This is a genomic window from Tardiphaga robiniae (assembly GCF_001618955.1).
Lineage (GTDB): Bacteria > Pseudomonadota > Alphaproteobacteria > Rhizobiales > Xanthobacteraceae > Tardiphaga > Tardiphaga robiniae_A.
This window is the reverse complement of sequence record NZ_LVYV01000023.1, coordinates 167,016-193,016: the sequence shown is the minus strand read 5'-3', so window position 1 is coordinate 193,016 and position 26,001 is coordinate 167,016. Positions and strand designations below refer to the sequence as shown.

General features: G+C 60.4%; 23 protein-coding genes and 1 tRNA gene. 10 read left to right on the top strand and 14 right to left on the bottom strand.

Going from position 1 to position 26,001, the window contains the following annotated elements:
• Nucleotides 1–51: 51 nt before the first annotated feature.
• The 4 genes from boxC to A4A58_RS18425 all read right to left on the bottom strand — a co-directional run bounded on the left by boxC (nucleotide 52) and on the right by A4A58_RS18425 (nucleotide 4,749).
• Nucleotides 52–1,740: a 2,3-epoxybenzoyl-CoA dihydrolase gene (gene boxC / locus A4A58_RS18440; protein ID WP_068734725.1), complete on the bottom strand. Its 1,689-nt coding sequence runs from the start codon at nucleotides 1,738–1,740 to the stop codon at nucleotides 52–54.
• Between the two features lie 111 nt (nucleotides 1,741–1,851).
• Nucleotides 1,852–2,346, bottom strand: coding sequence for a DUF309 domain-containing protein (locus A4A58_RS18435; RefSeq protein ID WP_244499801.1), 495 nt, complete (start codon nucleotides 2,344–2,346; stop codon nucleotides 1,852–1,854).
• A gap of 12 nt (nucleotides 2,347–2,358) precedes the next feature.
• Entirely contained in the window at nucleotides 2,359–3,177 is an 819-nt protein-coding gene (locus A4A58_RS18430) for an alpha/beta fold hydrolase (RefSeq protein WP_068735355.1), read from the bottom strand.
• A gap of 21 nt (nucleotides 3,178–3,198) precedes the next feature.
• Entirely contained in the window at nucleotides 3,199–4,749 is a 1,551-nt protein-coding gene (locus tag A4A58_RS18425) for a benzoate-CoA ligase family protein (RefSeq protein WP_068734721.1), read from the bottom strand.
• A gap of 158 nt (nucleotides 4,750–4,907) precedes the next feature.
• Here A4A58_RS18425 and A4A58_RS18420 point away from each other — a divergent pair, with 158 nt between their 5' ends.
• Together A4A58_RS18420 and A4A58_RS18415 are read left to right on the top strand one after the other, a co-directional pair.
• The gene (locus A4A58_RS18420; protein WP_068734719.1) at nucleotides 4,908–5,819 is read left to right on the top strand and encodes a helix-turn-helix transcriptional regulator; all 912 of its coding nucleotides are present in this window, start codon (nucleotides 4,908–4,910) and stop codon (nucleotides 5,817–5,819) included.
• A 47-nt stretch (nucleotides 5,820–5,866) separates the two neighbouring features.
• Nucleotides 5,867–6,289 carry a hypothetical protein gene (locus tag A4A58_RS18415; protein ID WP_244499800.1) on the top strand — a complete coding sequence of 141 codons (423 nt, stop codon included), beginning with the start codon at nucleotides 5,867–5,869 and terminating at the stop codon, nucleotides 6,287–6,289.
• Nucleotides 6,290–6,293: 4 nt separating this feature from the next.
• Here A4A58_RS18415 and A4A58_RS18410 read toward each other — a convergent pair whose 3' ends face one another.
• The 6 genes from A4A58_RS18410 to A4A58_RS18385 form a co-directional block, all read right to left on the bottom strand.
• Complete coding sequence (locus A4A58_RS18410) at nucleotides 6,294–7,001, bottom strand: ABC transporter ATP-binding protein (RefSeq protein WP_068734716.1); 708 nt, start codon at nucleotides 6,999–7,001, stop codon at nucleotides 6,294–6,296.
• A complete protein-coding gene (locus A4A58_RS18405; RefSeq protein ID WP_068734712.1) occupies nucleotides 7,001–7,759 on the bottom strand; it encodes an ABC transporter ATP-binding protein in 759 nt (252 codons plus the stop codon). Before A4A58_RS18405 ends, A4A58_RS18410 begins: the two co-directional genes overlap by 1 nt.
• Nucleotides 7,752–8,756, bottom strand: a complete 1,005-nt coding sequence (locus A4A58_RS18400; protein WP_068734710.1) for a branched-chain amino acid ABC transporter permease — start codon at nucleotides 8,754–8,756, stop codon at nucleotides 7,752–7,754. Before A4A58_RS18400 ends, A4A58_RS18405 begins: the two co-directional genes overlap by 8 nt.
• Nucleotide 8,757: 1 nt before the next feature.
• Nucleotides 8,758–9,630: a branched-chain amino acid ABC transporter permease gene (locus tag A4A58_RS18395; protein ID WP_068734708.1), complete on the bottom strand. Its 873-nt coding sequence runs from the start codon at nucleotides 9,628–9,630 to the stop codon at nucleotides 8,758–8,760.
• Nucleotides 9,631–9,785: 155 nt separating this feature from the next.
• On the bottom strand, nucleotides 9,786–10,994 hold the full coding sequence (locus A4A58_RS18390; RefSeq protein ID WP_068734706.1) for an ABC transporter substrate-binding protein: 1,209 nt from the start codon (nucleotides 10,992–10,994) through the stop codon (nucleotides 9,786–9,788).
• A 183-nt stretch (nucleotides 10,995–11,177) separates the two neighbouring features.
• Nucleotides 11,178–12,398 carry a LysR family transcriptional regulator gene (locus A4A58_RS18385; RefSeq protein ID WP_068734705.1) on the bottom strand — a complete coding sequence of 407 codons (1,221 nt, stop codon included), beginning with the start codon at nucleotides 12,396–12,398 and terminating at the stop codon, nucleotides 11,178–11,180.
• A gap of 166 nt (nucleotides 12,399–12,564) precedes the next feature.
• Here A4A58_RS18385 and A4A58_RS18380 point away from each other — a divergent pair, with 166 nt between their 5' ends.
• The 8 genes from A4A58_RS18380 to A4A58_RS18345 all read left to right on the top strand — a co-directional run bounded on the left by A4A58_RS18380 (nucleotide 12,565) and on the right by A4A58_RS18345 (nucleotide 20,180).
• Nucleotides 12,565–13,398, top strand: coding sequence for a transporter substrate-binding domain-containing protein (locus A4A58_RS18380; RefSeq protein ID WP_204378188.1), 834 nt, complete (start codon nucleotides 12,565–12,567; stop codon nucleotides 13,396–13,398).
• Nucleotides 13,395–14,156 carry an amino acid ABC transporter ATP-binding protein gene (locus tag A4A58_RS18375; RefSeq protein ID WP_068734702.1) on the top strand — a complete coding sequence of 254 codons (762 nt, stop codon included), beginning with the start codon at nucleotides 13,395–13,397 and terminating at the stop codon, nucleotides 14,154–14,156. Before A4A58_RS18380 ends, A4A58_RS18375 begins: the two co-directional genes overlap by 4 nt.
• Before the next feature lie 3 nt (nucleotides 14,157–14,159).
• Nucleotides 14,160–14,861 carry an amino acid ABC transporter permease gene (locus A4A58_RS18370; RefSeq protein ID WP_204378187.1) on the top strand — a complete coding sequence of 234 codons (702 nt, stop codon included), beginning with the start codon at nucleotides 14,160–14,162 and terminating at the stop codon, nucleotides 14,859–14,861.
• The gene (locus tag A4A58_RS18365; RefSeq protein ID WP_068734701.1) at nucleotides 14,861–15,520 is read left to right on the top strand and encodes an amino acid ABC transporter permease; all 660 of its coding nucleotides are present in this window, start codon (nucleotides 14,861–14,863) and stop codon (nucleotides 15,518–15,520) included. The genes A4A58_RS18370 and A4A58_RS18365 overlap by 1 nt, the downstream gene beginning before the upstream one ends.
• Nucleotides 15,521–15,584: 64 nt before the next feature.
• Complete coding sequence (locus A4A58_RS18360) at nucleotides 15,585–16,964, top strand: dihydroorotase (RefSeq protein WP_068734699.1); 1,380 nt, start codon at nucleotides 15,585–15,587, stop codon at nucleotides 16,962–16,964.
• A 64-nt stretch (nucleotides 16,965–17,028) separates the two neighbouring features.
• Nucleotides 17,029–18,117 carry a DUF917 domain-containing protein gene (locus tag A4A58_RS18355; RefSeq protein WP_068734697.1) on the top strand — a complete coding sequence of 363 codons (1,089 nt, stop codon included), beginning with the start codon at nucleotides 17,029–17,031 and terminating at the stop codon, nucleotides 18,115–18,117.
• 19 nt (nucleotides 18,118–18,136) lie between these two features.
• A complete protein-coding gene (locus A4A58_RS18350; protein ID WP_068734695.1) occupies nucleotides 18,137–19,795 on the top strand; it encodes a urocanate hydratase in 1,659 nt (552 codons plus the stop codon).
• A gap of 310 nt (nucleotides 19,796–20,105) precedes the next feature.
• Nucleotides 20,106–20,180 (top strand) — tRNA-Gln (locus A4A58_RS18345).
• 604 nt (nucleotides 20,181–20,784) lie between these two features.
• On the opposite strand, the gene A4A58_RS18340 is transcribed toward A4A58_RS18345, so the two are convergent.
• The 4 genes from A4A58_RS18340 to A4A58_RS18320 form a co-directional block, all read right to left on the bottom strand.
• On the bottom strand, nucleotides 20,785–21,108 hold the full coding sequence (locus tag A4A58_RS18340) for a hypothetical protein (protein WP_068734694.1): 324 nt from the start codon (nucleotides 21,106–21,108) through the stop codon (nucleotides 20,785–20,787).
• Between the two features lie 194 nt (nucleotides 21,109–21,302).
• Nucleotides 21,303–22,559 carry a polysaccharide biosynthesis/export family protein gene (locus tag A4A58_RS18335; protein WP_081421945.1) on the bottom strand — a complete coding sequence of 419 codons (1,257 nt, stop codon included), beginning with the start codon at nucleotides 22,557–22,559 and terminating at the stop codon, nucleotides 21,303–21,305.
• Between the two features lie 326 nt (nucleotides 22,560–22,885).
• Nucleotides 22,886–25,099, bottom strand: a complete 2,214-nt coding sequence (locus A4A58_RS18325; RefSeq protein ID WP_068734688.1) for an AAA family ATPase — start codon at nucleotides 25,097–25,099, stop codon at nucleotides 22,886–22,888.
• A 163-nt stretch (nucleotides 25,100–25,262) separates the two neighbouring features.
• Nucleotides 25,263–26,000: an SDR family oxidoreductase gene (locus A4A58_RS18320; protein ID WP_068735349.1), complete on the bottom strand. Its 738-nt coding sequence runs from the start codon at nucleotides 25,998–26,000 to the stop codon at nucleotides 25,263–25,265.
• Nucleotide 26,001: the final 1 nt, after the last annotated feature.

Sequence of the window (26,001 nt, the reverse complement as noted above, 5' to 3'; positions counted from 1 at the left end):
TTGCATTTATCCAAAGAGTGACACATGGCCGCGCTGTTCCAGTTGCGGACGCTACACGCGCGTCATGTCGAACTGCGCCTTCTGGCCGGTACCGTAACGTCCAAGCGCGCCGTTCTCGCCAACTGCATTGGGCCGCTGGAAGATCCAGTTCTGCCAGGCCGTCAGCCGCGAGAAGATTTTCGATTCCATCGTCTCCGGCCCGACAAAGCGCAGATTGGCTTCCATGCCTGTGAGGCTATCGGGTGAGAAGCTGCAGCGTTCTTCGAAGAACACACGCACCTCGTCATCCCAGTCGATATCATCGAGCGCGAAGGTGACGAGCCCGAGCTGCTCGGCGGTTTCCGCATCGAGCGGCTCACCAATCCTCGCTTTCGCGCGGGTTACATCCTCCGGATCGGCCTGGAAGCGCGACTGTAGCCGCGTCAGCCCGTGGCTCATCGGGTAAGGCCCGAAATTCATCGCGCTCAGTACAATGGCCGGCGGCGCGCGGTTGTCGCCCTGCTTTTGGCCGACCAGCATGTAGGAGCGGTCCGCAGCGAAGACGAGTTCGGCCAGCGTGCCGACAAAGCACGAGCCCGGCTCGACCAGTGTCACCAGCGTGCGCGACGTCACGTCGATACGCTTCAGCACCCGCTTCCAGTATTGCCGGATCTCGTTGATCAGCCAATGCACCTTGTGCGTTTCGAGGAAGACATCATGGGTCAGCACATTGGCGCCGTCGCCATGCGACTTGAACACCAGCATGGCGGTCTCAAGTTCATTGATCCGCAGATGCAGGATGGCATCGTCCAGCTCGCGCGCCACCTGCAGCGGCCAGAAACTGTCCCCCTGCGCGATCATTCCATCGATATCTGACGGTGCTGAGCCCTCGGGCGCTTTGATCGAGATGGTAGCAATTCGTTCTGCGCGATTGATATCGACATTGACCATATCGTAGCGGATGCCGCTGTCGTCGAATCTGCGATTCAGCGATGCCAACTTGAGACCATCGCCGGCGCCACTACGTTTCGACGTCGCCAGAAACTCTTTGGCCCGTTCCGCGACCTTGGCTTCAAGCTTGCTGTTCGGGATGATGTCATCGACCAGCCGCCACGCCACCGCGCGCTTGCCTTTGATGCCTTCCTCGATCGTGCAGAAGTAATCTGCGTGATCGCGGCGCACCTTGCGCTTGTCGACCACACGCGTCAGACCGCCAGTGCCCGGCAGCACCGCCAGCAACGGCACTTCCGGCAGCGCCACCGCCGCCGAGCCATCGTCCGCCATGATAATGTGATCGGTGGCCAGCGCCAGTTCATAGCCACCACCCGCAGCGGTACCGTTGATCACTGAAATGAAGCGCTGGCCGGAATTTTCGCTCGAGTCTTCAAAGCCGTTGCGAGTCTCGTTGGTGAATTTGCAAAAATTGACCTTGTGGGCGTGAGTAGCGCCGGCCAGCATGCGGATATTGGCGCCAGCGCAGAACACGCGGTTCTTGCCGGAGCGCAGCAGCACGACCTTGACCTCGGGATATTCAAAGCGCAGCCGCTGCACGGCATCCGCCAGTTCGATATCGACGCCAAGATCGTAGGAATTCAGTTTGAGCTGATAGCCCTCGAACAGACCGCCATTCTCATCGACATCCATGGTCAGCGTTGCCACGTCGTTATCGACACTGAGCTTCCAGTGGCGGTAGCGCGACGGATCGGTCTGGAAGTCGATAAATTTGGCGCCGTTCGAGAGAACGCGTTGCTCTGCGGCCATGCTCCACCCTTTGACAGTCTTGATTTATGCACCGTGCGCCTTGCTTATATGCACAATAATTCATGATATTGGAGCCGTCTAGAAGAATCGAACGGAAACATGCATTTTCTTTCATATCCGGACGATATTAATCAGACCGCGCTCGGCCTCATCGATTGCCAGTTGATGGGCGATCACAGACGCCAGCACTGCGACCGGAAAGTGCTCGGAAAAACTTCCGGCAACACCCGCCAGCGGACGCATGGCGAGTTCATCGAGTTCGGACAGTGCTTCCTGCAGCAATCGATATGCCGCGCGCGGCCGCTGCAGCCTGAGTTTCAGATTGGCATTGGCAACCTGAATACAGGCGCGAAGCAGAATCCGGTCGCGCCCTCTTTGCGGCGCGACCTTCCAGACAGCCTCGAGAATTTCGTGAGCCTCCCAGAAGAAGCCGGCATCGTTGAGCGCGAGCCCATAGCGCAACGCCGGATCACCCGCCGGGACGAAGCCTGCATAGCGCATCGGGACCAGTGCCTTGGCCAGCGCGAGCGTGTCGTGATCAGCCTTCACCTGCTTGCCGAGCCGATATGGCCAGCGCGGCATCGCGAGAGAAGGAGTGACAGTCACGATCGTACCCGCTTACGCAGCGCGTAATTCGCCCTCGCCGTGAAAATGCAGCAGGCGATTGGCGAAATCCGCCACGGCACGCAAGGTTGCCTCGGGGGCTTCACGATGGGGCGAATGCGCAGCGCCGGGAATGATCTCGACATCCACCGGGCAATAGCATTCGACCTCGGCGATCTCGATCTGCCTCATGGTGCCGTACTGATCGTCGGCGCCCTGCAAAATCTGCACGGGCACGCGCACGTAAGCGAGATAGTCGGAAATATCCCAGTCGCGGAACTGCGGGTCGAGCCATGCGCCGTTCCAGCCATAGAACGCGTTGTCGACGTCATCATGCCAGCGCGCGAGCTTCGCTTTCAGGTCGTCCTGCTCGTAACTCGTTTTGATTTCGGCGATCGACGTGACGGAAATATCCTCAACGACGAAATGCGGCGCGATCATCGAGACGCCGCGGATGCGATGATCCTGAATGCCGCCGGCATAGATTGCGGCGATGGATCCGCCATCGGAATGACCGACCAGCAAGCCGCGGCGAAAGCCGATGACATCGAGCAACTGCGGCAGCACCTCAAGTGCTTCGATATGCATGTAGTCCAGCGGCCGCGGCAGCGCGACCGGGGTCGACGCGCCATATCCGGCGCGCGAATAGACGAAGACGCCGGCCCCGGTCGCTGCCTGAAGCTTGTCCGGGAAGTCGCCCCACAGCGCGACCGAGCCCAGCCCTTCATGCAGCAGCACGATGGTCGGCGCCGCGTCGGGTTGCGGACCGATCATGCGGTACTCGAGTTCGGACGCACCGATGGTCAGCCGTCCTGCGGATTGCAATGCGCTCATCTTGTCATCCATCTCTCGGTTTCAGACCGCCGCTCCATCGCGCAATTTGTAGCGCTGGATTTTTCCGGTGGCTGTTTTGGGAAGGGAATCGACAACCTCGATCCAGCGTGGATATTTCCACGGACCGATCCGTTGCTTGACGTGATCCTTCAAGGATTCGCGCAGGCCCTCAAGCACGGCATTCGGTTTCAGCACCACGAAGGCCTTCGGCTTCAACAGCCCCTCGGCGTCGGCCTCCGGCACGACCGCCGCTTCGGATACGGCGGGATGTGCGATCAGCGCGCTCTCGACCTCGAACGGGGAGACCCAGATGCCGGACACCTTGAACATGTCATCGGCACGTCCGCAGAACGTATAGCGCCCGTCGGCATCGCGGACATATTTGTCGCCGGTACGCGTCCAATGACCTTCAAAGGTGCGCCGACTCTTGCTGCGTTGATTCCAGTATCCCTCGCCGGCGGACGGCGCATCGACGAGCAACTCGCCGATTTCTCCATCAGCGATATCGAGGCCCGCATCATCGACGAGCCGCACACGATAGCCTGGCACCGGCCGACCGGACGTGCCGTATTTGATATCGCCGGGAGCATTCGACAGAAAGATATGCAGCAGCTCGGTTGAGCCAACGCCATCGAGAATATCGACGCCGAAGCGGCTCTTCCAGCCATTCCCCACCGGCTCCGGAAGCGCCTCGCCGGCCGAGGTACAAATGCGCAGGCGCGGGAGGCGAACTTCCGTTTTGAACCCCTCATCGTTCAGCATCGCCGCGAACAATGTCGGCACCCCGAAAAAGATGCTCGGCTGATATCGGCGCATCAGGCCGAATATGGTGGCCGGCGTGGGTCGCTCCGGATTGAGCACCGTCGTGGCGCCAACCGACATGGGAAATGTCATGGCGTTGCCGAGACCGTAGGCGAAGAACAATTTGGCCGCAGACAGTCCGACATCGTCCTCGCGGATGCCGAGAACCTGCTTGCCATAGGTGGTCGCCGTTGCTTCCAGACTGGCATGCAGATGGCGAACGCCTTTCGGCATGCCGGTGGATCCGGATGAATACAACCAGAAGGCCGGCTCGTCCGCATGGGTCGCGACCGTCGTGAAGCTTGTGCTCTCATCCCTGACTTCATCGGCCAGACACTTGCGGCCATTGCCAGCGCCACCGACCACAATCACATGCTCAAGATCCGGCAAACGACCAAGCATGTCGTCAACTGCCGGCAAAAGCGTCGCGGAAATGAACAACACGCGCGCCCGGCAATCGGCCAGCACATAGGCGTATTGCTCCGAGGTCAGCAGAGTGTTGAGCGGCACCGGGACGATGCCGGCCCGGATCGCGCCGAGGAACGCCACCGGAAAGTCGACCGTGTCGAGCATGATCATCGCGACGCGTTCTTCTCGCCGGACGCCGAGCCGCTTCAGCAAATTGGCCAGTTGGCAGCTTTTTGTCTGCAGGTCGCCATAGGTCAGTTCGGTCACGGTATCGGTGAAGGCGAGCTTGCTGCCACGGCCCTCATCGATGTTGCGGTCGAGAAGCCAGGTCACCGCATTGTAAGAATTGGACGGCCCACTCATGATGCGTTTGCACCTTGGGCGATTCCACAACCGTTGTTCACGGTGCTCTCCCTATCGTCTTTTTTGAATTATAATTCATATAAAGTCACCAACTCCGGTTGCTGTCAATCGCATCCGGAATTATCTTTCCTGAAATCCTCTGCGAGCACGCACGCCCCATGACCGACCAGGCCGATCCCGAAACCGCCTTTCTTGAACAGCTCGGCCAGCGTGTCCGCACCATGCGCGGCCTGCGCGGCATGTCGCGAAAGGTGCTGGCAAAAGTGTCCGGGATTTCGGAGCGCTACATCGCGCAATTGGAAAGCGGCAAGGGCAACGTGTCTATCGTGCTGCTGCGCCGGGTGTCCGGCGCCATGGGTGCCCATCTCGAAGATCTGATTCCGGCGGACGAACCCACGACGGACTGGCCGGTCATTCGCGACCTCGTTCGCAACGCGACACCGAACCAGATCGCCCAGGCCAAGGATGTTCTCGCCGGACGCGGACACGGTCCGTTCCAGAATTATATGTCATTCAGCGGCATCGCCCTGATCGGGCTGCGCGGCGCCGGAAAATCGACGCTCGGGAAATTGCTGGCGGACAAGATCGGCTGGAGCTTCGTCGAACTCAACAAGGAGATCGAGCAGCACAACGGACTATCGGTCGCCGAGATCATCGCGCTCTATGGACAGGAGGGCTTTCGCCGTATGGAACAGGCCGCGCTGAACGGCCTGCTGGGGCGCAAGGAGCCCATCGTCCTTGCGACCGGCGGCGGCATTGTCTCGGAACCCGTGACCTTCGATCGCGTGCTGTCATCGTTCTACACGATCTGGCTCAAGGCCAAGCCCGAAGAACATATGGCACGCGTCCGCCGCCAGGGTGACTTGCGCCCGATGGCCGACGACCGCTCCGCCATGCAGGAATTGCGCACGATCCTGCTGAGCCGCGAACCGCTCTATTCCCGTGCATCCGCCATTGTCGATACGGCCGGCCTCAGCAAGGACAAGGCTGCCGCGCAACTGGTCGGCGCGGTGTCGCGCGTGTTGAACACCAATGCCCAGGCTTTCGGGCTGAGAAGCGCTGCGTCGTGACACTGGGCGAGCTTCTGCAAGCACGCGGCTTCGATCCCGTCGGTGTCATGGCGATCCGCAACACCCTGCATTCCGAAGACGTCTCAAACGATTTCCGCGATCTCACCGATGTTATCAGCGCCAATGCGCTGCCGATGTATGACCGGATGCAGGACGGCCCACGCATTGCGCATCGGACAGCCGTGCTCTCCTTTGCCGCAACAGACGGCGGGCAGGCACGCCTGACAAGCCTGCGAACCTTCCTGCTGCGCAAGCCGGGAAGCGTTCCCGGCGACATCGTCTATGACTACGACGCCGCGCACCTGCTGCACAGCTTCATCGCGCGCGCAACGACGCCCTGTTTTTACGACGCCATTGAACGGGAAGAACTCAACGATCTGTTCGGCCGTCTGGTGGTGCAATGGCCGGAGCCGCTTTCCGACAATATTATTGCGGCCAATGACGATGCGTTGACCGTCGTCGTGGCCTGATCGCTCAAACGCCGAGATGGCGCTCCAGCACGTCCGGCTGCGCAGCCAATGCCGCCGGCTTTCCGTCGAACACCACGCAGCCCTTCGACAGGATTACCATTCGGTCGGCGACTTTTGCCAGACTCCGGAAATCCTTGTCGACGACGATGGTCGCGATGCCCTCGCTCCGAACGATCGCCAGCGTCTGCCAGATCGACTGCGCCACCAGCGGCGCCAAACCTTCCGTGGCCTCATCGATCATGATCATATCGGGATTGGTCATCAGCGCGCGACCGATGGTCAGCATCTGCTGCTCACCTCCCGATAGTTGATGCCCTCCATTGTTGCGGCGTTCATGCAGACGCGGAAACAGCTCGAAGATTTTCGGCAGGGTCCAGGATTGACGACCATGATTGCCTGGTCGCGCAGCCATCACCAGATTTTCGGTCACCGACAGCGAGCCGAAAATGCCCCTGCCTTCGGGCACCAGCGCCATTCCGGACCGCGCGATCGTTTCAGGCGCTGCATTGCGGATATCATGGCCGTGGAAGCGCAAACTGCCGCGACAAAGCGGCATCAATCCCATCAGCGAACGCAGCAGCGTGGTCTTGCCCATGCCGTTGCGGCCGATCAGCGCGACCTGCTCGCCCGGCGCGAAGGTTAGATCGATGCCGTGCAGAATCTGGCTGACGCCGTAAAACGCATCGAGCTTTTCCACCTCGAGCAAGGCCATTACGCGATGCCTCCATCAGCCCCGAGATAGGCGGCGCGCACGCCGGGATCCACGCGCACGTCCTGCGGCGAACCTGTGGCGACGACACGGCCGTCCTGCATTACCGTCAAGCGGTCTGCAAGCTCGAACACCGCATCCATGTCGTGCTCCACCACAAGCAACGCACGGTCGGCCTTCAGCGACGCGATCAATCCGATGATGCCCCGCGCTTCCGACGGTCCCATGCCGGCCAGTGGCTCGTCGAGCAGAATGACCTGCGGATTGGTCGCCAGCACCATCGCGATTTCGAGCTGACGCTGTTCGCCGTGACTGAGTTTATCGGCAACGATCTGCGACCGTGCGGACAACCCGACCCGGTCGATCGCATCGGTGACCAACTGGAGATATGGCCGGTCGCACCGCGTGCCGCCAAACATCCGGAGCGGCGCGGTTGAACGGGCCTGCGCCGCAAGACGCACATTCTCATGCACGCTGAACTGCGCAAACAACGTCGTCTTCTGATAGGCGCGGCCGAGGCCAGCACGCGCGCGGCGGTCCGGCGATAACGACGTAATATCCGCGCCATTCAGCAGGACCTCACCCGAGGTTGGCAGAAGTTCGCCGGCCAGCAGATTGATCAGTGTGGATTTTCCGGCACCGTTCGGGCCGATCACCGCATGGATCTCGCCAACGCGGATGTCGATCGACACATCGGAGACGGCCAGCAGGCCCCCGAAACGCTTCTGCAATCCAGCGGCACGCAGCGCAATGTCATGCATGACGGGCTTCCGCGGCTGCAGGCTTGATCTCAGCCGCGCGTTGCGGCGACGCGCCAAACACCATCGACCAGATCTGCCGGACGCCATTGGGCAGCAGGATAACGATGCCGATGATGATCAGGCCTTCGACAAGCTTCCAGTTGTCGAGATGCGCCTTCAGCACTTCTTCCATGCCGATCAGAACCAGCGCACCGACCAGCGGCCCGGTGACCGAGCGCAGGCCACCGATCAGCACCATGACCAGGATTGTCGCCGACTGGTGCCATCCCAGCATCTGCGGCGCGACGAAGCCGAACTGGGCCGCGGCCAGATAACCGGCAACGCCCGCCAGCGCGCCGGACAGGGTGAACGCCGTCAGGCGGAGGCGGAAGATCGGAAAGCCGAGCGACCGCGCCCGGCGCTCATTGTCCCGGGCTGCCGCCAGCGCCCGTCCGAAAGGTGAGCGGACCACCATTGTGAGCAGAGCGATCACGCCCACCAGGAAGCCCAGCACGACAAAGTAGAAAGTCATGGGCTTGTCGAGATCGAGCAATTGACGGCCGGCAATGGCGATCTCGGGCCGGATGTTGACGGAGATGCCATCCGATCCACCCGCGAATTTGGTATCGTGAAAGAAGAAGAATAGCATCTCGCCGAAGGCAAGCGTCACCATGATGAAATAGACGCCGCGGGTGCGCAGCACCAGCGCGCCAATCAGCAAGGCTGCGGTGCCGGAGCACAGGATCGCAATCGGAAGCGTCGTTAACAGCGACGCCGCATCATAACGAGGCGACAACAGCGCAAGCACGTAGCCGGCGAGGCCGAAAAAGGCCGCATGACACAGGCTCACCAGACCGCCATGGCCGACCACGAGATTCAGTGACATGGCCAGCATGCCCATGATGAGCGCCTTAGCAAGGAATTGCGTGTAATAGGTCGATACACAGAATGGCAGCGCAATCGCCATAACCAGACAGGCGATGCCGAACAATCGGACCCGCAGATTGGGCATGCTCATATCAAGCATCCTGGCGTCCGAGAATTCCGCTGGGCCGCCACAGCAACACGGCTGCCATCACCACATAGATCAGAATGCTGGACACACTGGGAAAGAACACCTTTCCGAACGTATCCGTGAGGCCGATCAGCAGTGCGCCGACGGCTGCGCCAGCGACCGAACCGATGCCGCCGAGCACGACCACGACAAAAGACAGGATCAGCATGCCATCGCCCATGCCGGGAAACACTGTCGAGATCGGCGCGATCAGGATGCCGCCGAGCGCCGCCAGCGCGATGCCGGCGGCGAAGACGTAGCGATTGACCCGGTCGAACTTGATGCCAAGTACACGCGCCATCTCGCGGTTTTCCGAACCCGCCCGCACGATCATGCCGATCTTGGTGCGCGCGATCACGAAGAAGATGACGAGTGCCGCCATCAGGCAGAATACACAGATCGCCAGCCGGTAAACCGGATAGGACAGGTTGTCGGTCAGCTGGATCGACCCCGACAACCACGCCGGCGGGGCGACCGCATGCACGTCCTTGCCGAACAGCAACTGCCTGATTTCGTCGATGACCAGAATGAGACCGAAGCTGAGCAGCACCTGTGCCAGATGATCGCGGCCATAGAGAAGACGAACGAAGACGGTCTCAAGCAGAATACCGGCGATGAAGGCAACCAGCACGCCGCCAAGCAGGGCGACAACAAAACTGCCGGTCATCAACGTGATCCAGTAAGCCAGATAGGCGCCGAGCATATAGAACGCGCCATGGGCGAGATTGATGACCCCCAGGATGCCGAACACCAGGGTCAGCCCGCTCGCGACAAGGAACAGGACTGCGCCATACTGAACCGCATTCAGCAACTGAACGCCTAGTGTGATGAGGTCCATCAGATCAATCCAACCACGGCGGGCCACCTTCAGTCGCCGGCGCAATCAAGCATGAGGCCATACCTCGCTGCGCAGCGACACCTCCCTCACGGACGGTATTGCGCGCAACAGGATTCGACGATTCGATCTCCATCGACAGACCGCGCAACGATGCTTCAGGTCATCTTGCAGCCCCGCGCGGGATCGTCGACATCAGCCTGGGCGATCGAGATCATCTCGTTACGCCCGTTGCGGACCTCGCGCAGGTAGATGTTCTGGATCGGGTTATGCGCCTTGTTGAAGGACAGCGGTCCGCGCGGACTGTTGATCTTCGCAGCCCCCATCGCCGCGATCATCTTGTCGCGCGCATTGAAGTCGCCGCCGACGGCCGTCAGCCCGATATCCAGCAGCGCCGCGCCATCGTAGCCCTGTACGGCGTAGATATCGCCGTCCTTGCCCGTCTTGGCCTTGAACGCTTTGAGGAAGGCAAGATTGGCGGGATTATCGAGATTGTCCGCGTAATGCAGCGTCGTTCTTATGCCCTTGGCGGCTTCGCCCTGCGCTTCGATGGTGCCGTCGGTCAGAAAGCCTGCGCCATAAAGCGGAATGGTCTTGTTCAGGCCCGCCGCCGCATAGTCCTTGACGAACTTCACTGCGCCACCGCCTGCAAAGAAGCTGAACACGGCATCGGGCTTCAGCTGCGCGATCTGCGTGATCAGCGCCTGAAATTCTACCTCCGGAAATGGCACTGTCAGGTCCGCGACAATCTTGCCGCCGTTCTTGGTGAAGTTTTCAGCGAAGGCGCCGATCATCTCGGCACCGGCCGTATAACGCCATGTGATCGTGACCACGTTCTTGATACCGGCATCGGCCATCACCTTGCCCATCGGGTAGGTACTCTGCCAGTTCGAGAACGACGTGCGGAAGATGTTCGGCGCGCAAGCAGGACCAGTCGCATCATTGGCGCCGGCATTCGGAATGATCAGCAGTGTCTTGGTGTCGCGCGCGACCTTGACCATGGCCATGGCCACGCCGGAATGAACGGTGCCAACAACGACGTCAGCCTTCTCGCGGCCGACCAGCCGGTTCATGTTGTCGGTGGCGGCTTCCGGCTTTGATTCATCGTCCACCTGCACGAACGCAATGTCGCGCCCGCCGAGCTTGCCGCCCTTCTGTTCGACATAAAGACGGAAGCCGTCATCGATGAACTGGCCAAGCTTCGCATAGGTCCCGGTGTAGGGAAGCATCATCCCCACCTTCAATGGCGCGTTCTGCGCGATGGCCGGGCTATGAAGCGGCGACGTCGCAATGAATGTTGCTGCACCGGCGGTCCCGGACAGCATGGCGCGCCGCGTCACCGGACGCAGAAACCCCTTGGTGGTCATCGGCTCGTCTCCCCTCGGAATAATTGATGACCGGTTGATCCGGCCTAACAATGCAGATTGACGCCAGGTGGGAGCATTGCCCTCCACCCGCGCTCACATCTCTGCATCATAATGCACGAAATTGGAAAAGATCAAGAATTATAATTCATAATTATCGACAGCGGGTAGCCACGCTCATTCAAATCAATCGCTGTTGACCATCATGGCGGCTGCTGGCGTTGCCGGCGCATAGTTGCGCAAGGCAGCAAGAATGGAGCGGGCGCCGCGCCGTGCACCTTCGGTCTGCACCCAGACCAGCGACAGGATAAGCTCAAGTCCGGGATCAACCGGCAGCGCCACGAGGCGCGCATCGAACGAGACGAGCGCGCTTTCGGGGAGTACTGATACGAAGCCGAAATCCAGCATCAGGTTGGCGATGATCGGGATCGAGTCGATTTCCGTGATGGCCAACGCATCGATCTCTGCCTGAGGCAGCAATTGCGCGAGCAGTCTGTGCGCGGCCTGCCCGAGGCCAGTGCGTCGGCTGGGTAGCGCAAGCGGTTGCTGGCGAAGCACCCGCATGACATCGGGTTGGTCGCCCAGCACCTCGCGCGCGCCGACGACCACAAGTTTCGATCGCACCAGCGCGCGGGACGAGACATCGGCGGGGATCGTGTCGCTATCGATCAGCGCGACGTCGCAGCGCTTGTCCTTCAGGCCGGTGAGCAGATCCTCTGCCGTACCATTGGTAACAAACAGCGGCTGCGTCGGCCGATCCCGCTGCCAGGCTGCGACGAGAAAGGCCAGCAGCCGCGCGACATTGCTTTCATGGCCGAGCGGCATCACCGCCCCGAGCCTGATGGTGGCATTGGTCGAACGAAAACGCTCACGCGCACGCCGTGACAGTCGTTGCATGGTTTTTTCAAGTTCGCCGAGCGATGCGATAAGCAGCTGGCAAGCAGTCGTCGGCGTGACGCCGACCCGCGATCGATCGAACAGCACGCGGCCGAGCTCATCTTCCACCCGCGCAATCTGCCGCGCGAGCTGCGGCTGACCGAGACGAATGATGCGTGCGGCACGGCGTACACTGCCGGTCTCGGCCACCAGCGCGACGCGTTGCAGGGCCGTGAGGCTGATGTCGCGTGAGGCGCAAAAGGCAAGCGCAGCATCCGCGGCCAGACGCGGCGCAATCACCGCGCGTGCGATATCAGATGCCGCCTCGATGTCGTTCAGCATGCGCCGCGCCTCGAGCGTGAGAAAGCTGGCTGCGCCTGCGCGGTTCAGCAGGGGCGCTGCAATGGATCGTTCGAACCGTTTCACCGCTGCCGAGAGCGTACTGGGTGCGCGTCCGAGTTGACGCGCGGCCTCACGCACATTGCCGCAACGGAGCACCACGGCTGTCATCACCAAGGTCGCAATGTCCATTCCATAGTCATCCGGGTCTGTAGTCGATTTTTCCGCGCTGCAGCGAGAGCGTATAGGATGTCCATCAAATGGGATATCCCCCCGATGCGCAATTGCGTTAGCCTTCATAACAGGGACCGCGGAGCCAGATGCCGGCTTGGCCTGGCCGCACCAATGGAGGTGTTCGATGAAAGCAATGATCCTTGCCGCCGGGCTTCTGGCCCTTGCCAGTCCCGCATTCGCTCAGACTCAGGAACCGCTGAAGTCCGCGATCGACTCGACCTTCGCGCCGCATGCCATGCCCAAACTGTCGGGCGGCCTCGAAGGCTTCAATATCGACGTCGTCGATGAGATGTCGAAGCGCATCAAACGCCCGATCACGGTGGAAGGCGCGCAATTCGCCGGTCTCCTTCCGGCGCTTCAGGCCGGCACCTACGACTTCCTCGCCGCTGTGGTCACTGTCACGCCCGAGCGCGCGCAGCAGTTGTTATTCATGGAAGGCTTCGTCGACGCCGATTATCGCTTCATGACGCTGGCCTCGGCGCCTGATATCACCAAGCTCGAAGATCTCTCCGGCAAGACCATCGCCGTGCAGAAAGGCGCGATCTACGAGAAATGGGTCAACGACAACGCCGCCAAATATGGCTGGAAGTCGGAATCCTTCGCCACCAGCACCGACGCGGCGCAGGCCGTGCTCGCCGGCCGTGCCGACGCCAACATCTCGGCCGCAACCGTCGTCGCCTGGATCGTGAAAAACAATCCGCGGCTGAAGAATGCCTTTCTCTACAAGACGGGCCTCGTCTGGAGCATGCCGCTGCGCAACGGCAATACCGAATTGCGCAATAAGCTCGAAGACGCACTCGTCTGCATGAAGCAGGACGGCACGCTGAAGAAACTCTACGTGAAGTGGTTCGGTGTCGAGCCCGAGGCCGGTTCGGCGACCACCACCATCTATCCCGGCTATGGCGCACCGGGCGTTGCCGGCTATGACGCGACCGAGCAGAAGCCGACCTGTTCATGAGTTCGGCAGCAGCAGCGCCCGTGCCCCGCTATCTGCTCGAAGCCCGCGGCGTCCGGAAGAGCTTCGGCACCACCGAAGTCCTGAAGAGCGTCGATCTTTTGGTCGAGCCGGGCAAGCTGGTGTTTCTGATCGGCCCATCCGGCTCGGGCAAGAGTACCTTGCTGCGCTGTTGCAATCGTCTGGAGGAGCCGGATGGCGGCTCCATCATCATGGACAATGTCGACCTGCTGTCGCCGCGTACCGATATCAATGCCGCACGGCGACAGATCGGCATGGTGTTCCAGAGCTTCAATCTCTATCCGCACCTCACCGTGCAGAAGAACATCACGCTGGCCCTGCGCAAGGTCGTCGGCATGAGCACCGCCGACGCCAATGCCCGTGCCGCGGAGATGCTGGCGCTGGTGGGTCTGCCCGACAAGGCCGCGTCCTATCCCGCGCAACTCTCCGGTGGCCAGCAGCAACGCATCGGCATTGCGCGTTCGCTCGCGCTCAATCCCAAGATCATCCTGATGGACGAGCCGACCTCGGCGCTGGATCCGGAACTCGTCGGCAGCGTGCTCGCCGTCGTCAAGGACCTGCGCGACCGCGGCATCACCATGGTGATCGCCAGCCATGAGATGAATTTCGCCCGCGAAGCCGCCGACAAGGTCGTGTTCCTCGATGGCGGTCTCGTCATCGAGCATGGCAGTGCCGAAAACATTTTCCTGCGACCCCAGGAAGAGCGCACCAGACGTTTCCTCGCGCAGATCAGGCACTAGGTCATGACCGCCGCCGACGCGATGAGCAACTGGGACCGCTTCGTCTTCACCTTCTTCAATGCGGATATCGCGATGAAGTACGGCTGGGAGATCCTGCAGGGCGCCGGCATTACCATCCTTGCCGGCCTCGCGGTGGTCATCACCGGTATCAGCGCCGGCTTCGGCCTCGCGGCGCTCCGGGCGATCGGCGGGAAGCCTGTCAACTTCTTCATCATCGTGTTCGTCGATATCTTCCGCTCGCTGCCGCCATTGGCGATCATCCTGGTCCTGTTCTTCGGATTTCCCAATATCGGCATCGTGCTGCCCAGCCTGATCGTGCTCTGGATGTCGCTTAGTGCCGTGCTCGCCGCATTCGCGGAGGAGATCTTCTGGGCCGGCATCACCTCGGTACCCAAGGGCCAATGGCTGGCCGCACGTTCCACCGGCCTGACTTTCGCGCAAACCTTGCGTTACGTGATCCTGCCGCAGGCCGTTCGCCTTGGCATTCCGCCGCTGACCAATCGCGCCATCTCCATCACCAAGAACCTCGCGCTCGGCAGCGCCATCGGCGTCAACGAGATCCTTGGCCGCGCCAATTCCGCGCTGTCGATGTCCGCCAATGCGACGCCGCTCACCATGGGCGCCCTGCTCTATGTGTTGGTGTTCATCCCGCTCGTGATCGCCTCCCGCACGCTCGAACGCAACTATCGGTGGGGTGAGCACTGATGGAGCAGTTCGGCCAAGAATTCCTCAATCTCGACGTCATGGCGAAGGTTGCGCCGTTCCTGCTGCAGGGCTTGCTGCAGACGCTTCTGCTGTGCTCGTTCCTGATCCCGATCGGCCTCGTCAGCGGCATCCTCGTGATGTTGCTCACCACCAGTCCCTATCGCTTGCTACGTTGGCCGGCGATCGCCGCCGTCGATTTCTTCCGCGCCTTCCCGCCGCTGGTGCTGCTGGTCTTCGTCTATGCAGGCTTGCCCTTCATTGGACTGCGCGTGCCCGCGCTGGTAGCAGTGGCCGTCGCCTTCCTGATCAATTCGGCAAGTTACTACGGCGAGATCTATCGCGCCGGCATGGTTAGCGTGCCGAAGGGCCAGCGCGAGGCCGCGCGGTCGACCGGTCTCTCCGCCACACAGACATTGCTTTACGTGACGCTGCCACAGGCTATCCGCAACGTTTTGCCGGATCTGTTGTCCAATACGGTCGAGCTGGTGAAGCTCACGACGCTGGCCAGCGTCATCTCGGTGCCGGAGCTGCTGCATTCCGCCAATCTCGCGCGCTCGCTCACTTACAACTCGTCGCCGCTGATCCTCGCGGCCATCATCTATCTGCTCTTGCTGTTACCAATCGTGCGGCTGATCGCGCGGCTGGAGCACAGGCTCTAGGACATACGGTCCAGCAGGGCCATCACGACAAGCCGGCTCGCCGGCGGCGAATGTGGAGTTGCACATGGATTTCGATCTGGTTCTCACCGGCAAGGTGATCGGTCACGACAGCATCATCGAGAACGGCTGGGTCGCGGTCCGCGACGGGCGCGTGGCTGCCGTCGGCGAAGGCACGCCGCCTGCCGCGCGCGAGCGGCAGGATTTCAGTTCCGGGATGATCCTGCCTGGCGCCATAGACGCACAGGTCCACTCGCTGTCGCAGCGTAATCAGGAAGACTTCGTCTGGTCGACGCGCTCCGCTGCAGCCGGCGGCGTGACCACCATCGTCGACATGCCCTATGACGAAGGCGATCTGGTCTGCTCGGCTGCTGCAGTCGAGCGCAAGATTGCCCATGCGAGCAAACAGGCGCGCGTGGATTTCGCGCTCTATGGCACCATCGACCCCGAAGAAGGTCCGGTACGCATCGCCGAACAGGCCAAGGCCGGTGTCGCCGCCTTCAAGTTCTCCACCTTCGGCACCGACCCGAAGCGCTTTCCGCGCATCCCCGCGCCGCTGCTCGCCGATTGTTTCACCGCTATTGCGCCGACCGGCCTCGCCGCCGGCGTCCACAACGAGGACGACGAATTCATCCGCGACGCCGTCGCCAAGGTGAAGGCCAAGGGCGTCACCGACTGGCGCGCCCATGCGATGTCGCGCCCGCCGCTCGCCGAAATCCTGGCGATGCTGCAGATCTATGAGACCGGCGCCGAGACCGGTTGTCCCGCCCATGTGGTGCATTGTTCTGTCGCACGTGGTTATGACATTGCTGCGTGGTATCGCTCCGAAGGTCATCACGCCACCGTGGAATGCTGTATCCACTATCTCGTGCTCGACGAGGAGAACGATGTCTCCCGACTCGGCGGCAAGGCCAAGATCAATCCGCCGGTGCGCCCGCGTGCCGATGTCGAGGCGCTCTGGGCAGAGCTTGCAGCCGGACGCGTCTCGCTGGTCTCGACCGATCACGTCAGCTGGTCGGAGGACCGCAAGGTCAATCCGGACATGCTCGCCAACGCGTCCGGCGTCCCCGGCCTCGAAGCTATGGTGCCGCTGCTGGTAAAGGGTCTCGTCGAACGCAAGCTGCCGCTGACCCACGCCGCGAAGCTGATGTCGTTCAATCCGGCGCGGCACTTCCGCATCGACGATCGCAAGGGCACGCTAGCGCCCGGCCTCGACGCCGACATCACCGTGCTGGTCGAGAGGCCCGTCGTCTATGACGGCGCGGCGAGCGGCAACAACGTGGTCGGCTGGTCGCCCTATAATGGCATCACGCTGCCGTGGACCGTGGCTGCGACCTACGTGCGCGGCCAGCTTGCCTTCGACGGCAGCAAGGTTCTCGCCGAGCCCGGCAGCGGACAATTCGTGCGGCCGCCGCTGCTTCTCCCGGAGCGACCGCCGGTGGCGTAACGCCCGCCGTTCCGATCACCGACCACGTATCGAACACAAGAACATCTGCCGAGGAGACATTCCGATGGGACGTATTCTGACCGAACGCGATATTGAAGCCGCCGTGCGCGGCGGCGGTGTCTATGCTGCCGGTGGCGGCGGCTGGGCGGATCACGGGCGTATGCTCGGCCGCGCCGCGATTCTCGTCGGCAAGCCCGAACTCGTGTCGATCGACGAACTCGACGACGACGACTGGGTGGCCACTGCAGCCGCGATCGGCGCGCCGGCGTCGACCACCGCTTGGGAGATGCAGGGCAAGGATTACGTTCGTGCGGTACAACTGCTGCAGGACGCGCTGGGTGAACCGCTGAAAGGCCTCATCATCGGCCAGAATGGCAAGTCGTCCACCATGAATGCGTGGCTACCATCGGCACTGCTCGGCACCAAGGTGGTCGATGCCGTCGGCGACATGCGCGCGCATCCGACCGGCGACATGGGATCGATCGGCCTTGCCGGCTCGCCCGAACCGATGATCCAGACAGCCGCCGGCGGCAACCGCGCCGAGAACCGCTACATCGAACTCACCGTGCGCGGCGCTACCGCGAAGGTGTCGCCGATCCTGCGTACGGCCGGCGACATGTCCGGCGGTTTCATTGCCTCCTGCCGCAACCCGGTCCGCGCATCCTATGTGCGCGACAACGCTGCTCTCGGCGGCATCTCGCTGGCGCTGCGCCTCGGCGAAGCCATCCTCGCCGCCGAGTCCAAAGGACCGACTGCCGTGATCGACGCGATCTGCAAGGACACCGGCGGCTCCATCCTCGGCAGCGGCAAGATCACCGCAAAGAATGTGGTCTACACACCGGAAGCCTTCGACATCGGCACCCTGACCATCGGCGAAGGCGACCGCGCCATCACGCTGCATGTGATGAACGAATACATGGCAATCGTCGATGCATCGGGCAATCGTCTCGCGACCTTCCCGGACATCATCGCCACACTGTCCGACGAGGCCGAGCCGATGAGCGTCGGCCATCTCGAAGTCGGCATGAACGTGCATCTGTTCCATGTGCCGAAGACGATCATTCCGCTTGCCTCCAGCGTCAAGGATCCGGCGGTCTATCCCTCCGTCGAGCGCGCCATGGGCATCGAGATCGCACGCTACGCACTGGCCTGAGACACGACAGGAGTCCGTCATGACATCAGCGAATCCACGGCACCCCGATTTTCCGATTCCTGGCGGCCCAAAGCTGCGTGCCAAGGGTTGGCGGCAAGAGGGTCTGTTGCGGCTTCTGGAAAACGTGCTCGCGGTCGGTGAGGATCCGTCGAACCTCGTCGTCTATGCGGCGCTGGGGCGCGCGGCCCGTAACTGGCCAGCACACAAGGCGATCGTGCAGGCGCTGACGACCATGGAGGAAGACCAAACCCTGGTCATTCAGTCCGGCAAGCCGGTCGGCCTGCTGCGCACCCACGCCAAGGCGCCGCTGGTCATCATGGCGAATTGCAACATTGTCGGGCAATGGGCCAAGGCCGAGATCTTCTACGAACTCGAACGCAAGGGCCTGATCTGCTGGGGCGGACTCACGGCCGGCGCCTGGCAGTATATCGGCTCGCAGGGCGTCATTCAGGGCACCTACGAGATCTTCATGCGTATCGCCGAACGTCGCTTCGGCGGCACCCTCGCCGGGCGCTTCATCCTCACCGCCGGGCTCGGCGGCATGGGCGGCTCACAGCCGCTCGCCGGGCGCATGGCCGGTGCGGCGATCCTCACCATCGACATCGATCCGGAGCGCGCGCGTAAGCGCAAGGAGATCGGTTATCTCGAAGTAATCGCGCCGGATCTCGACACGGCACTCACGATGATCGAGGCAGCCAAATCCGAACGCCGCGCTCTGTCGGTCGGTCTCGTCGGCAATGCCGCCGACATTTATCCGGAGATCGCCCGGCGCGGCATCGTTCCCGATGTGGTGACCGACCAGACCGCAGCCCACGATCTGGTGTTCGGCTATGTACCTCGGACCCGATCGCTCGACGAGGCGCGTGCCATGCGTAAGACGGCGCCCGAACAGTTGATGGAGGAGAGCCGCGCGTCGATTGTCGATCATGTGCGCGCCATGCTGACATTCCAGTCGCGCGGCGCGGAGGTGTTCGACAATGGCAACCTCATTCGGACCCACGCCAGAGAAGGCGGCCTCGCCAACGCCTTCGATATCCCCATTTTCACGGAAGCCTATCTGCGCCCGCTATTTGCGCGCGCCATCGGTCCGTTCCGCTGGATGGCGCTGTCGGGCGACCCCAAGGATATCGCTGCCATCGACGATCTCGTGCTGCGCCTGTTCGGCGACAATCAGATCGTCTCGAACTGGATCAAGCTCGCGCGCCAATACGTGCCTTTCGAAGGCTTGCCGGCGCGCATTGCCTGGCTCGGTCATGGCGAGCGCAGCGAACTGGCGCTGGGCGTGAACGAACTCGTCGCCGATGGCACGCTCAAGGGACCGGTCGCCTTCTCCCGCGATCATCTCGACGCCGCCGGCATGGCGCATCCGAACATCATGACCGAGAACATGCGCGACGGTTCAGATGCCATCGCCGACTGGCCGCTGCTCGACGCGATGGCGCTGTGTTCATCCCAGGCCGATCTCGTCGCCGTTCACTCCGGCGGCGGAGGTTATGCCGGCTATATGACCAGCGCCGGGGTCACCCTGATCGCCGACGGCACGGCCGCCGCGGCAGAACGACTCGCCATGAGCCTCGACAACGACACGGGCCTCGGCGTCATCCGCTACGCGGATGCGGGGTATGGCGAGGCCATCGACGAGGTCTCGCTCAAGCACATCCCGCATATACAACTCTAGAACGGTCGTTCCGAGCATTCTCTGGCGCGTTAGGCGAGAGCCCGCGCCTGCGGACAGGCTTCGGGAACGTGCCGAGGGCCAGCTCACAGGCCCTATCACCCAATATGCGACCGCGAAAATCGGAAAATTCAGGGCGTCAGGGGCTCACGCGCACCGGCAGAAGCCGACACCCGCAATTGCACAAAAGTCCGTCGCATCCGGAAGCGGGGAACACCGCTGGTAGGTGGTTGAAATTGCGGAGCTCTCTCTATAGACCGGCGGAGCCAAAGCAATCCGCGGGCCCAGCCCGCCCTTTGATCGCCTTGGCCTTTGGGGCGTCGCCAAGTGGTAAGGCAGGGGATTTTGATTCCCCCATGCGGAGGTTCGAATCCTCCCGCCCCAGCCAGGCAGTCCGGCCAAACGGCCGATTGGATTAATATGTCGAGAAAGGCACGTATTTGGCGGCGTTTCTTGTGAGCGAGAAAGTCCCTGGTTGGCGAAATCGGCCCCATAAGCTGTCCAATACCCGAAAGTCTCCGGCTAATACGACAGAAATGCCCGTTTTCGAGAGACTGTGTGCGGGGACTTGGTTCGATCTTCGGTGAGCGGCCGGACCGGAGTGGGCTTAGCGCCGGTCTGCAGGGGAAATGGGCCGATTTTGGGATTTCCCGCTGCGCACTGCCTGCCGGGCTTGGTAGTGTTTCCGCTAACGATTGCTACTCCGATAATTTAGCGAAATTCACTTCACCATGGCCGTGCGGTCCAGTCGGCGACGGGGGCTGGGGCAGCCCGATAGCGCGTAAGGCGAGTACTCAAAATCGTTGGTACAAATCCAACCTTCGCCATTTCACGTGCTGCGCGTCAAATGCAGCCTAAATTAAAATGCACGCAGTGCCTGTATTGCTCGCGCGTACAAACCCCTTGTCCAAAGAATCGATTCCCCACAGGACCGCCTTGACCGAACACTTGAACAAAAACCAGCTTCCATGTCCGCCACCGGTCTTTAACAACTAATGCACCTTGCTGGCAGGCTTCTTCTCCCATCGCTTGGTTTCCTTGATGGCCACATCTTGCGCTGGGGGAGTTTCGGAGAAACGGCTCCTAATGCTCCAAAAAAAGACTAACGTGGACGCCAGAAGAAACGCAGCCTGTCCAATGAACATGCAGACAATCGTCTTCCAGATAATCTGACTTTCAACGTTGGCGAAGAGTACAACTGCTGAGAAAAGCATGGAGCCGAGCAGCGCAAAGATTGCGATACGGGCCCGTCCAAGCAAACCAAGTGCAAAACCGGCAAGTCCATTGATTGTCATCAGCATGATAATGACGCTCATATCAGCTCTCGCCGCGGCTAGCGGAACATATAGAACGCGTCCCAAGTGAAATTTCGCAAGGCAACTATCGAACTAGCGGAACCACAGATGGTGTCCAGAAGATTCGATACCGCGATGCAAAATCCTGTTAGCAATCGCGGTAGATACCTGTGTTTTAACGCATAAGCGAACGCATCTCACGCCATTTCAAGGAATCAGAAGCGAGCTTCCGCAGCCACCCTGTAGTCGGACACGGTCTGCGGGACCGATCGGATAAGAGTGATAAACTTCAGGAAATCAACAGAGGGCGCGTTCGAGACGTAGATCATATCCCGATCACGCATGATGAAATCTGAGATAAGAAAGTAACCGGACGGATCTTCGAGGTCTGCCCGATACACTGTCGGGACAAGCGGGCCGGGATGCAGGCTGACGTCTACGCCCATGCGCTCAAGCGCTTGGCGCGACTCAAATCGATAAAGAAATACGGCTGCCGCCTGTGCACGGTCATCCTGAAGACCGCCCGCCTTGGCGAGAGCATCTCCGAGAGACATACGATAAGAATCGAATGGGAAGCGACGATCCAGCGGACCCAGAGTCGTTGTCTGGCCGGTAGCACCGAAAGCCAAGAAGTAGCGCGGACGACGCGTAACTGTCACGACGTCACCAGGACGAAGCTGAATATTGTTATCCGGGCGCTCGTTCACAGCAACGAGCAACGCGCTGTCGATCTTCCCATCTCTTTGAATCGAGATGATGCTTTCAAACGCCGGCGCCTTTGTGCCGCCCGCTCGGGCAAGCGCTGGCAGCAGCTGGATGCCACCAGGTTCGATCGGAATACGAGCAGGCGTATTCACCTCGCCAAGAACGCTGATGCTGTTGGAGATTCGATCCGCGACCGAAACAAGGACCTGAGGATCAATCGCACGGCCGCTTAGCTTACTCTTGATCTCAAGCTGCACATCCTGCGGCGACCGGCCCGCAGCCTTGATGGCGCCAGCATAAGGCACGGTGATGTTTCCGGCCAGATCGACCTGCTGACGTGGCAGCTCCACGGCATTGCCAGGCGCGGCATTGCCCTCGGTCGACGTGAACAAGCCGCCGCGCTGCGCCTCATAAATTGTGATGCTGACTACATCGCCGATTCCAAGCGCAACACTTGTCTTCGCACGTCCCCTCATGTTGCTGAAGAGGCGCCCGCCATCCTCAGAGTTCAAATGCGTAACCACCTCGGGGCGGAGGTTAACTACCACATAGCCGACGGTCGAATTGGGGTTACCTACGGTGTCGACCGACTCCTTGAAGACCCTAGCCGATGGAGGACCGCTGGACGGAAGCACCCCGCCCGCACAGCCTCCCAAGAGCACAGAAACAAATGCCAGCCCTGCCAACACAGGCCGAGGCCGCGCGCAATTCGAGGAAGGCGTGATCCGTAAACCGCCCTTAGGATTGGCTGGCGTGGACTTATTCATCAAAAGGGCAGCCTTATTGGCAAGAACGCAAACGCATTTCTGAACAATAGCCTGCAGATGCCGTACCAAGGCAGGTCAGACTCGTCCAACCCCTTTGAACTACCAGTGCTTTTTTATTGGGAATGGAGGATTTCAGGCAACATTGGTTAATCGATGATGACCAAAGACGATTAACGAATGCTTATGCGCAGGATAGTCAAAATAACGCACTGATATTATTAGGAATCCTGAGCGCAGAGGTGAAAGGTTTCGACGAGCAGCAGCGCACCGCGGATTCGCGGGCAATCGAATACGCTCAGTTCATGCGATGATCTCAAAAGATACTCTCAGGATGCCGCTTTATTGAGCACAACACCGAGCATCTTTTCGTAGACCATTGGCGCCGTAGACAGGGCGCCAATGACTTCGTCGTAGGAGGTCTTTCTCCACTCCACAACGAAGACGAACTTTTCGATCAGAGGGCTAATGGCCCTAGCATCGACCGCTTTGGTCAGCGGCGGCAAATCGATGATGATATAGTCGAAGTTCTCCTTGGCCTTCTTCAGCAACAAATCCATCCCGAGCGACGAGAGTTTCTCCGCCGTGTGGATTGGCCTTTCCTGCGTTATCGCTGGCAGGAATTTTAATCCCGTTTCAGCATCCTGCCAGAAGAATTCATCGGTATCTTCAGGACGTCCGATCGCATCCAGTAGTCCGGTTGCCGCCGTTGGAGCCAGCGCACGCGTCAGGCCAGCATCCCTCAGACCGCCGTCTATCAGCAACACATGATTGCCTGCATGCGCCACCAAATGAGCGAGATTAGCAGCAATCGTGGTTGCACCCTCTTCAGGCATCGCTGAAACAACGCCGATAACCTTCGACTTCCCGATCAACCCGGCATGATCAGCAGCGACCCTGATCGTGCGAAGAGTTTCAGCAAAGCGCGAGAAGGGATCATTGATAACATAGCGCGCGATCGACTCGCCTGGGTCGAGGTCACGGGCCGGGGCATCGATCTTAGGTTGTCCCAAACCTAGTATCTTCGGTCCCGACCTGCGCAACTTCCTCCCCGCTACGAATGGCAAAGCTCCGAAACAAGAAACGCGCAACGTCGACTCAACACTTTCAATCGAACGGAACGTCCGATCGAGTGCCTCGCGTCCAAACGCAGCCGCCGCACCGGCCATCAAGCCAAGCGCACTTGCGATACCAAGAATGATGCCGCCCTTTGGATTGCTCTTCTTTTCTGGCGGCGTCGCAATCGTGATAACGCGCGCTTCCGTGGAAGGAACCGAGGTTTGCTGATTCGACTGCACATACTTTTGGAGGAACGAGTCAAAAATCGCACGATAGCTCAGCGCTGTGCTTTCAAGTTGGCGTAGGGTCACCTGCGCCTTGCGCGTCAGCGCTTCCCCTTTGATCAAGGTATTTACGTTTGCAGTGATCGCTTGCTGACGTAGCAGGGCAATTTGGTAGTCGCTTTTGTTCGCCTCGGCAACGCGGCTTACTTCGTCGGCCATCGACCGCTCAAGGCCAGTCATCACGTTTCGCAGGTTGACGGCGGCTCCGTGTTCGCGTCCGTACTTTCTCGACAATTGTGCTTCTTGCTGCTGCATATCGAGATATTGTTGGCGCATTCGGTTGATAACTTCACTTTTCAACGTATCTGCGACCGCGGCGTTGGTAACACCTTCGGTCATGACCACGTTCACACGATCCAGTCGTGCTTTGGCTTCCGCGACCTGCCCTTGGACGAGCACGAATTGCGTGTTCAGTTCGCCAAGTTGCTGTTCACTAATGAGGCCCTGCTTGGTGTCGACGATATTGTTCTGCGATTTGAAATCCTGCACGGCGCTTTCAGCAACGAATGACTCCTGCCGAAGCTCTGCAATTCGTTCACGCAACCAGTCGGCCGCTCTCTTCGCCTCGCTATACTTTGCTTCCAGTTGACCTGCGATATATGCATCCGAAAACGCATTGGCGATGATGGCAGCCTTCTTGGGATCGCGGGCACGAAAGCTGATCTCGATGACGTAGGTCAATCCAACCCGAGTGACTGTCAGATTCTCAAGCAGATTATCGACCGCAGCACGCGAAACCCGGCTTTCGCTGGGATCGGACGATTCCGTGAAGAGGCCGACAACAAACCGGATAACAGTCGCCACTGGAGACCCGCCCGGCGAAGTAAAGTCAGGATCGTTGGCAAGATCTAATTTCTTGGCGACAGCAATGGCAACGCCTTCCGATCGCACCACCTCGACCTGGCTCTCGACGGTCATGGCATCCAGAACCCCGTCGGGCGCGCTGGCTTGCTGCGAAGACAGGAACTTTGACCTCGTCGCATCCAGCATCATGCGCGCCTTCGACGTGTATAGCTTTGGGGACGTCATATAGACGGTCCCACCAATGCCCCAGGCGAGGACGAGGCAGCCTATCACCAACCAGCGGTTTCGGCGGAATATTGCCAGGAAGCCGGACAGGCTCAGACTTCGATCGCCAAAAGGCGGCGCCTGATTGATCTCTTGGTCAACACGAAACGAATTTCGATGCAATTCGAGCACGGCATGCTCCCTTACTCTGACACTACTTCACAATACTGCGCGTCGTAGAAAGCATAGAAAGGCAGTTGGAATCGAAATCTTCTGAGTCGAACCAAATACTAAGCAAGGACGGTGCCAGATATCGGTCACGACCTCACTCAGACATCTCCACCCTCGATCCTTCTTAGATATCCATGGATTTAAACATACGTTCCGGGATCGCCCGGATAATGAACATGATCCCTCGCCAGACACCCAGCACGTAGAGTACGTCCTTCTTCTTGCGGTGGGCACTGATGATGGAACTGGCAACCTGCTGCGGACTCGCTGTGAGAAACGGTGGAAGTGCCATACCCTCGGTCATTCGGGTGGCGACAAATCCAGGTTTGACCGTAAGCACATGAAGTCCGCTCGATCCGAAGCGATTACGCAGACCGGACAAAAACGCAGTGAAACCTGCCTTGGCGGAACCATATGTATAATTCTTCTTGCGTCCCCGGTCTCCCGCGACCGAGCTAATTCCAATGATGCACGCGCCTGGCCGCTCCGCCATGAGATTGGCCAAGGCCCCGAGCAATAGGGACGGAGCAACATAATTTACTTGCATGATATGGTTAGCAGCAGCGACACTGCTCCATGCGGCCACTTCGTCGCCAAGAACGCCGGCAACGGAAATGACGGTACCGGGAACCTCCGTTAATTTTCCAAGCAGTGCTTCGCGCTGCCCCTCGTCAAGAATATCAAGCTCCATGAGCTGCGCGTCCGCCTTATATCGATAGAACAGATCCTTCACGTCGGGCTCTAGCCTGCTGACATTTCGCGCGGCGAGAATGAGCGAAGCGCCCGCCTTGGCATACTCCGCCGCAATCGCGCGTCCGATGTCGGACGCGGCACCCACGATCAAAACAGGCGAAGCGATCATC

Bases quoted from the DNA above. Each gene is read 5' to 3' on its own strand.
- A4A58_RS18365 (WP_068734701.1), top strand. From the start codon at position 14,861: ATGGAGCAGTTCGGCCAAGAATTCCTCAATCTCGACGTCATGGCGAAG.
- A4A58_RS18385 (WP_068734705.1), bottom strand. From the start codon at position 12,398: ATGGACATTGCGACCTTGGTGATGACAGCCGTGGTGCTCCGTTGCGGC.
- A4A58_RS18400 (WP_068734710.1), bottom strand. From the start codon at position 8,756: ATGAGCATGCCCAATCTGCGGGTCCGATTGTTCGGCATCGCCTGTCTG.
- A4A58_RS18415 (WP_244499800.1), top strand. From the start codon at position 5,867: ATGGCGATCCGCAACACCCTGCATTCCGAAGACGTCTCAAACGATTTC.
- boxC (WP_068734725.1), bottom strand. From the start codon at position 1,740: ATGGCCGCAGAGCAACGCGTTCTCTCGAACGGCGCCAAATTTATCGAC.
- A4A58_RS18395 (WP_068734708.1), bottom strand. From the start codon at position 9,630: ATGGACCTCATCACACTAGGCGTTCAGTTGCTGAATGCGGTTCAGTAT.
- A4A58_RS18360 (WP_068734699.1), top strand. From the start codon at position 15,585: ATGGATTTCGATCTGGTTCTCACCGGCAAGGTGATCGGTCACGACAGC.
- A4A58_RS18390 (WP_068734706.1), bottom strand. From the start codon at position 10,994: ATGACCACCAAGGGGTTTCTGCGTCCGGTGACGCGGCGCGCCATGCTG.
- A4A58_RS18355 (WP_068734697.1), top strand. From the start codon at position 17,029: ATGGGACGTATTCTGACCGAACGCGATATTGAAGCCGCCGTGCGCGGC.
- A4A58_RS18375 (WP_068734702.1), top strand. From the start codon at position 13,395: ATGAGTTCGGCAGCAGCAGCGCCCGTGCCCCGCTATCTGCTCGAAGCC.
- A4A58_RS18335 (WP_081421945.1), bottom strand. From the start codon at position 22,559: ATGAATAAGTCCACGCCAGCCAATCCTAAGGGCGGTTTACGGATCACG.
- A4A58_RS18370 (WP_204378187.1), top strand. From the start codon at position 14,160: ATGACCGCCGCCGACGCGATGAGCAACTGGGACCGCTTCGTCTTCACC.
- A4A58_RS18405 (WP_068734712.1), bottom strand. From the start codon at position 7,759: ATGCATGACATTGCGCTGCGTGCCGCTGGATTGCAGAAGCGTTTCGGG.
- A4A58_RS18350 (WP_068734695.1), top strand. From the start codon at position 18,137: ATGACATCAGCGAATCCACGGCACCCCGATTTTCCGATTCCTGGCGGC.
- A4A58_RS18410 (WP_068734716.1), bottom strand. From the start codon at position 7,001: ATGGCCTTGCTCGAGGTGGAAAAGCTCGATGCGTTTTACGGCGTCAGC.
- A4A58_RS18430 (WP_068735355.1), bottom strand. From the start codon at position 3,177: ATGAGCGCATTGCAATCCGCAGGACGGCTGACCATCGGTGCGTCCGAA.
- A4A58_RS18420 (WP_068734719.1), top strand. From the start codon at position 4,908: ATGACCGACCAGGCCGATCCCGAAACCGCCTTTCTTGAACAGCTCGGC.
- A4A58_RS18340 (WP_068734694.1), bottom strand. From the start codon at position 21,108: ATGAGCGTCATTATCATGCTGATGACAATCAATGGACTTGCCGGTTTT.
- A4A58_RS18320 (WP_068735349.1), bottom strand. From the start codon at position 26,000: ATGATCGCTTCGCCTGTTTTGATCGTGGGTGCCGCGTCCGACATCGGA.
- A4A58_RS18425 (WP_068734721.1), bottom strand. From the start codon at position 4,749: ATGAGTGGGCCGTCCAATTCTTACAATGCGGTGACCTGGCTTCTCGAC.
- A4A58_RS18380 (WP_204378188.1), top strand. From the start codon at position 12,565: ATGAAAGCAATGATCCTTGCCGCCGGGCTTCTGGCCCTTGCCAGTCCC.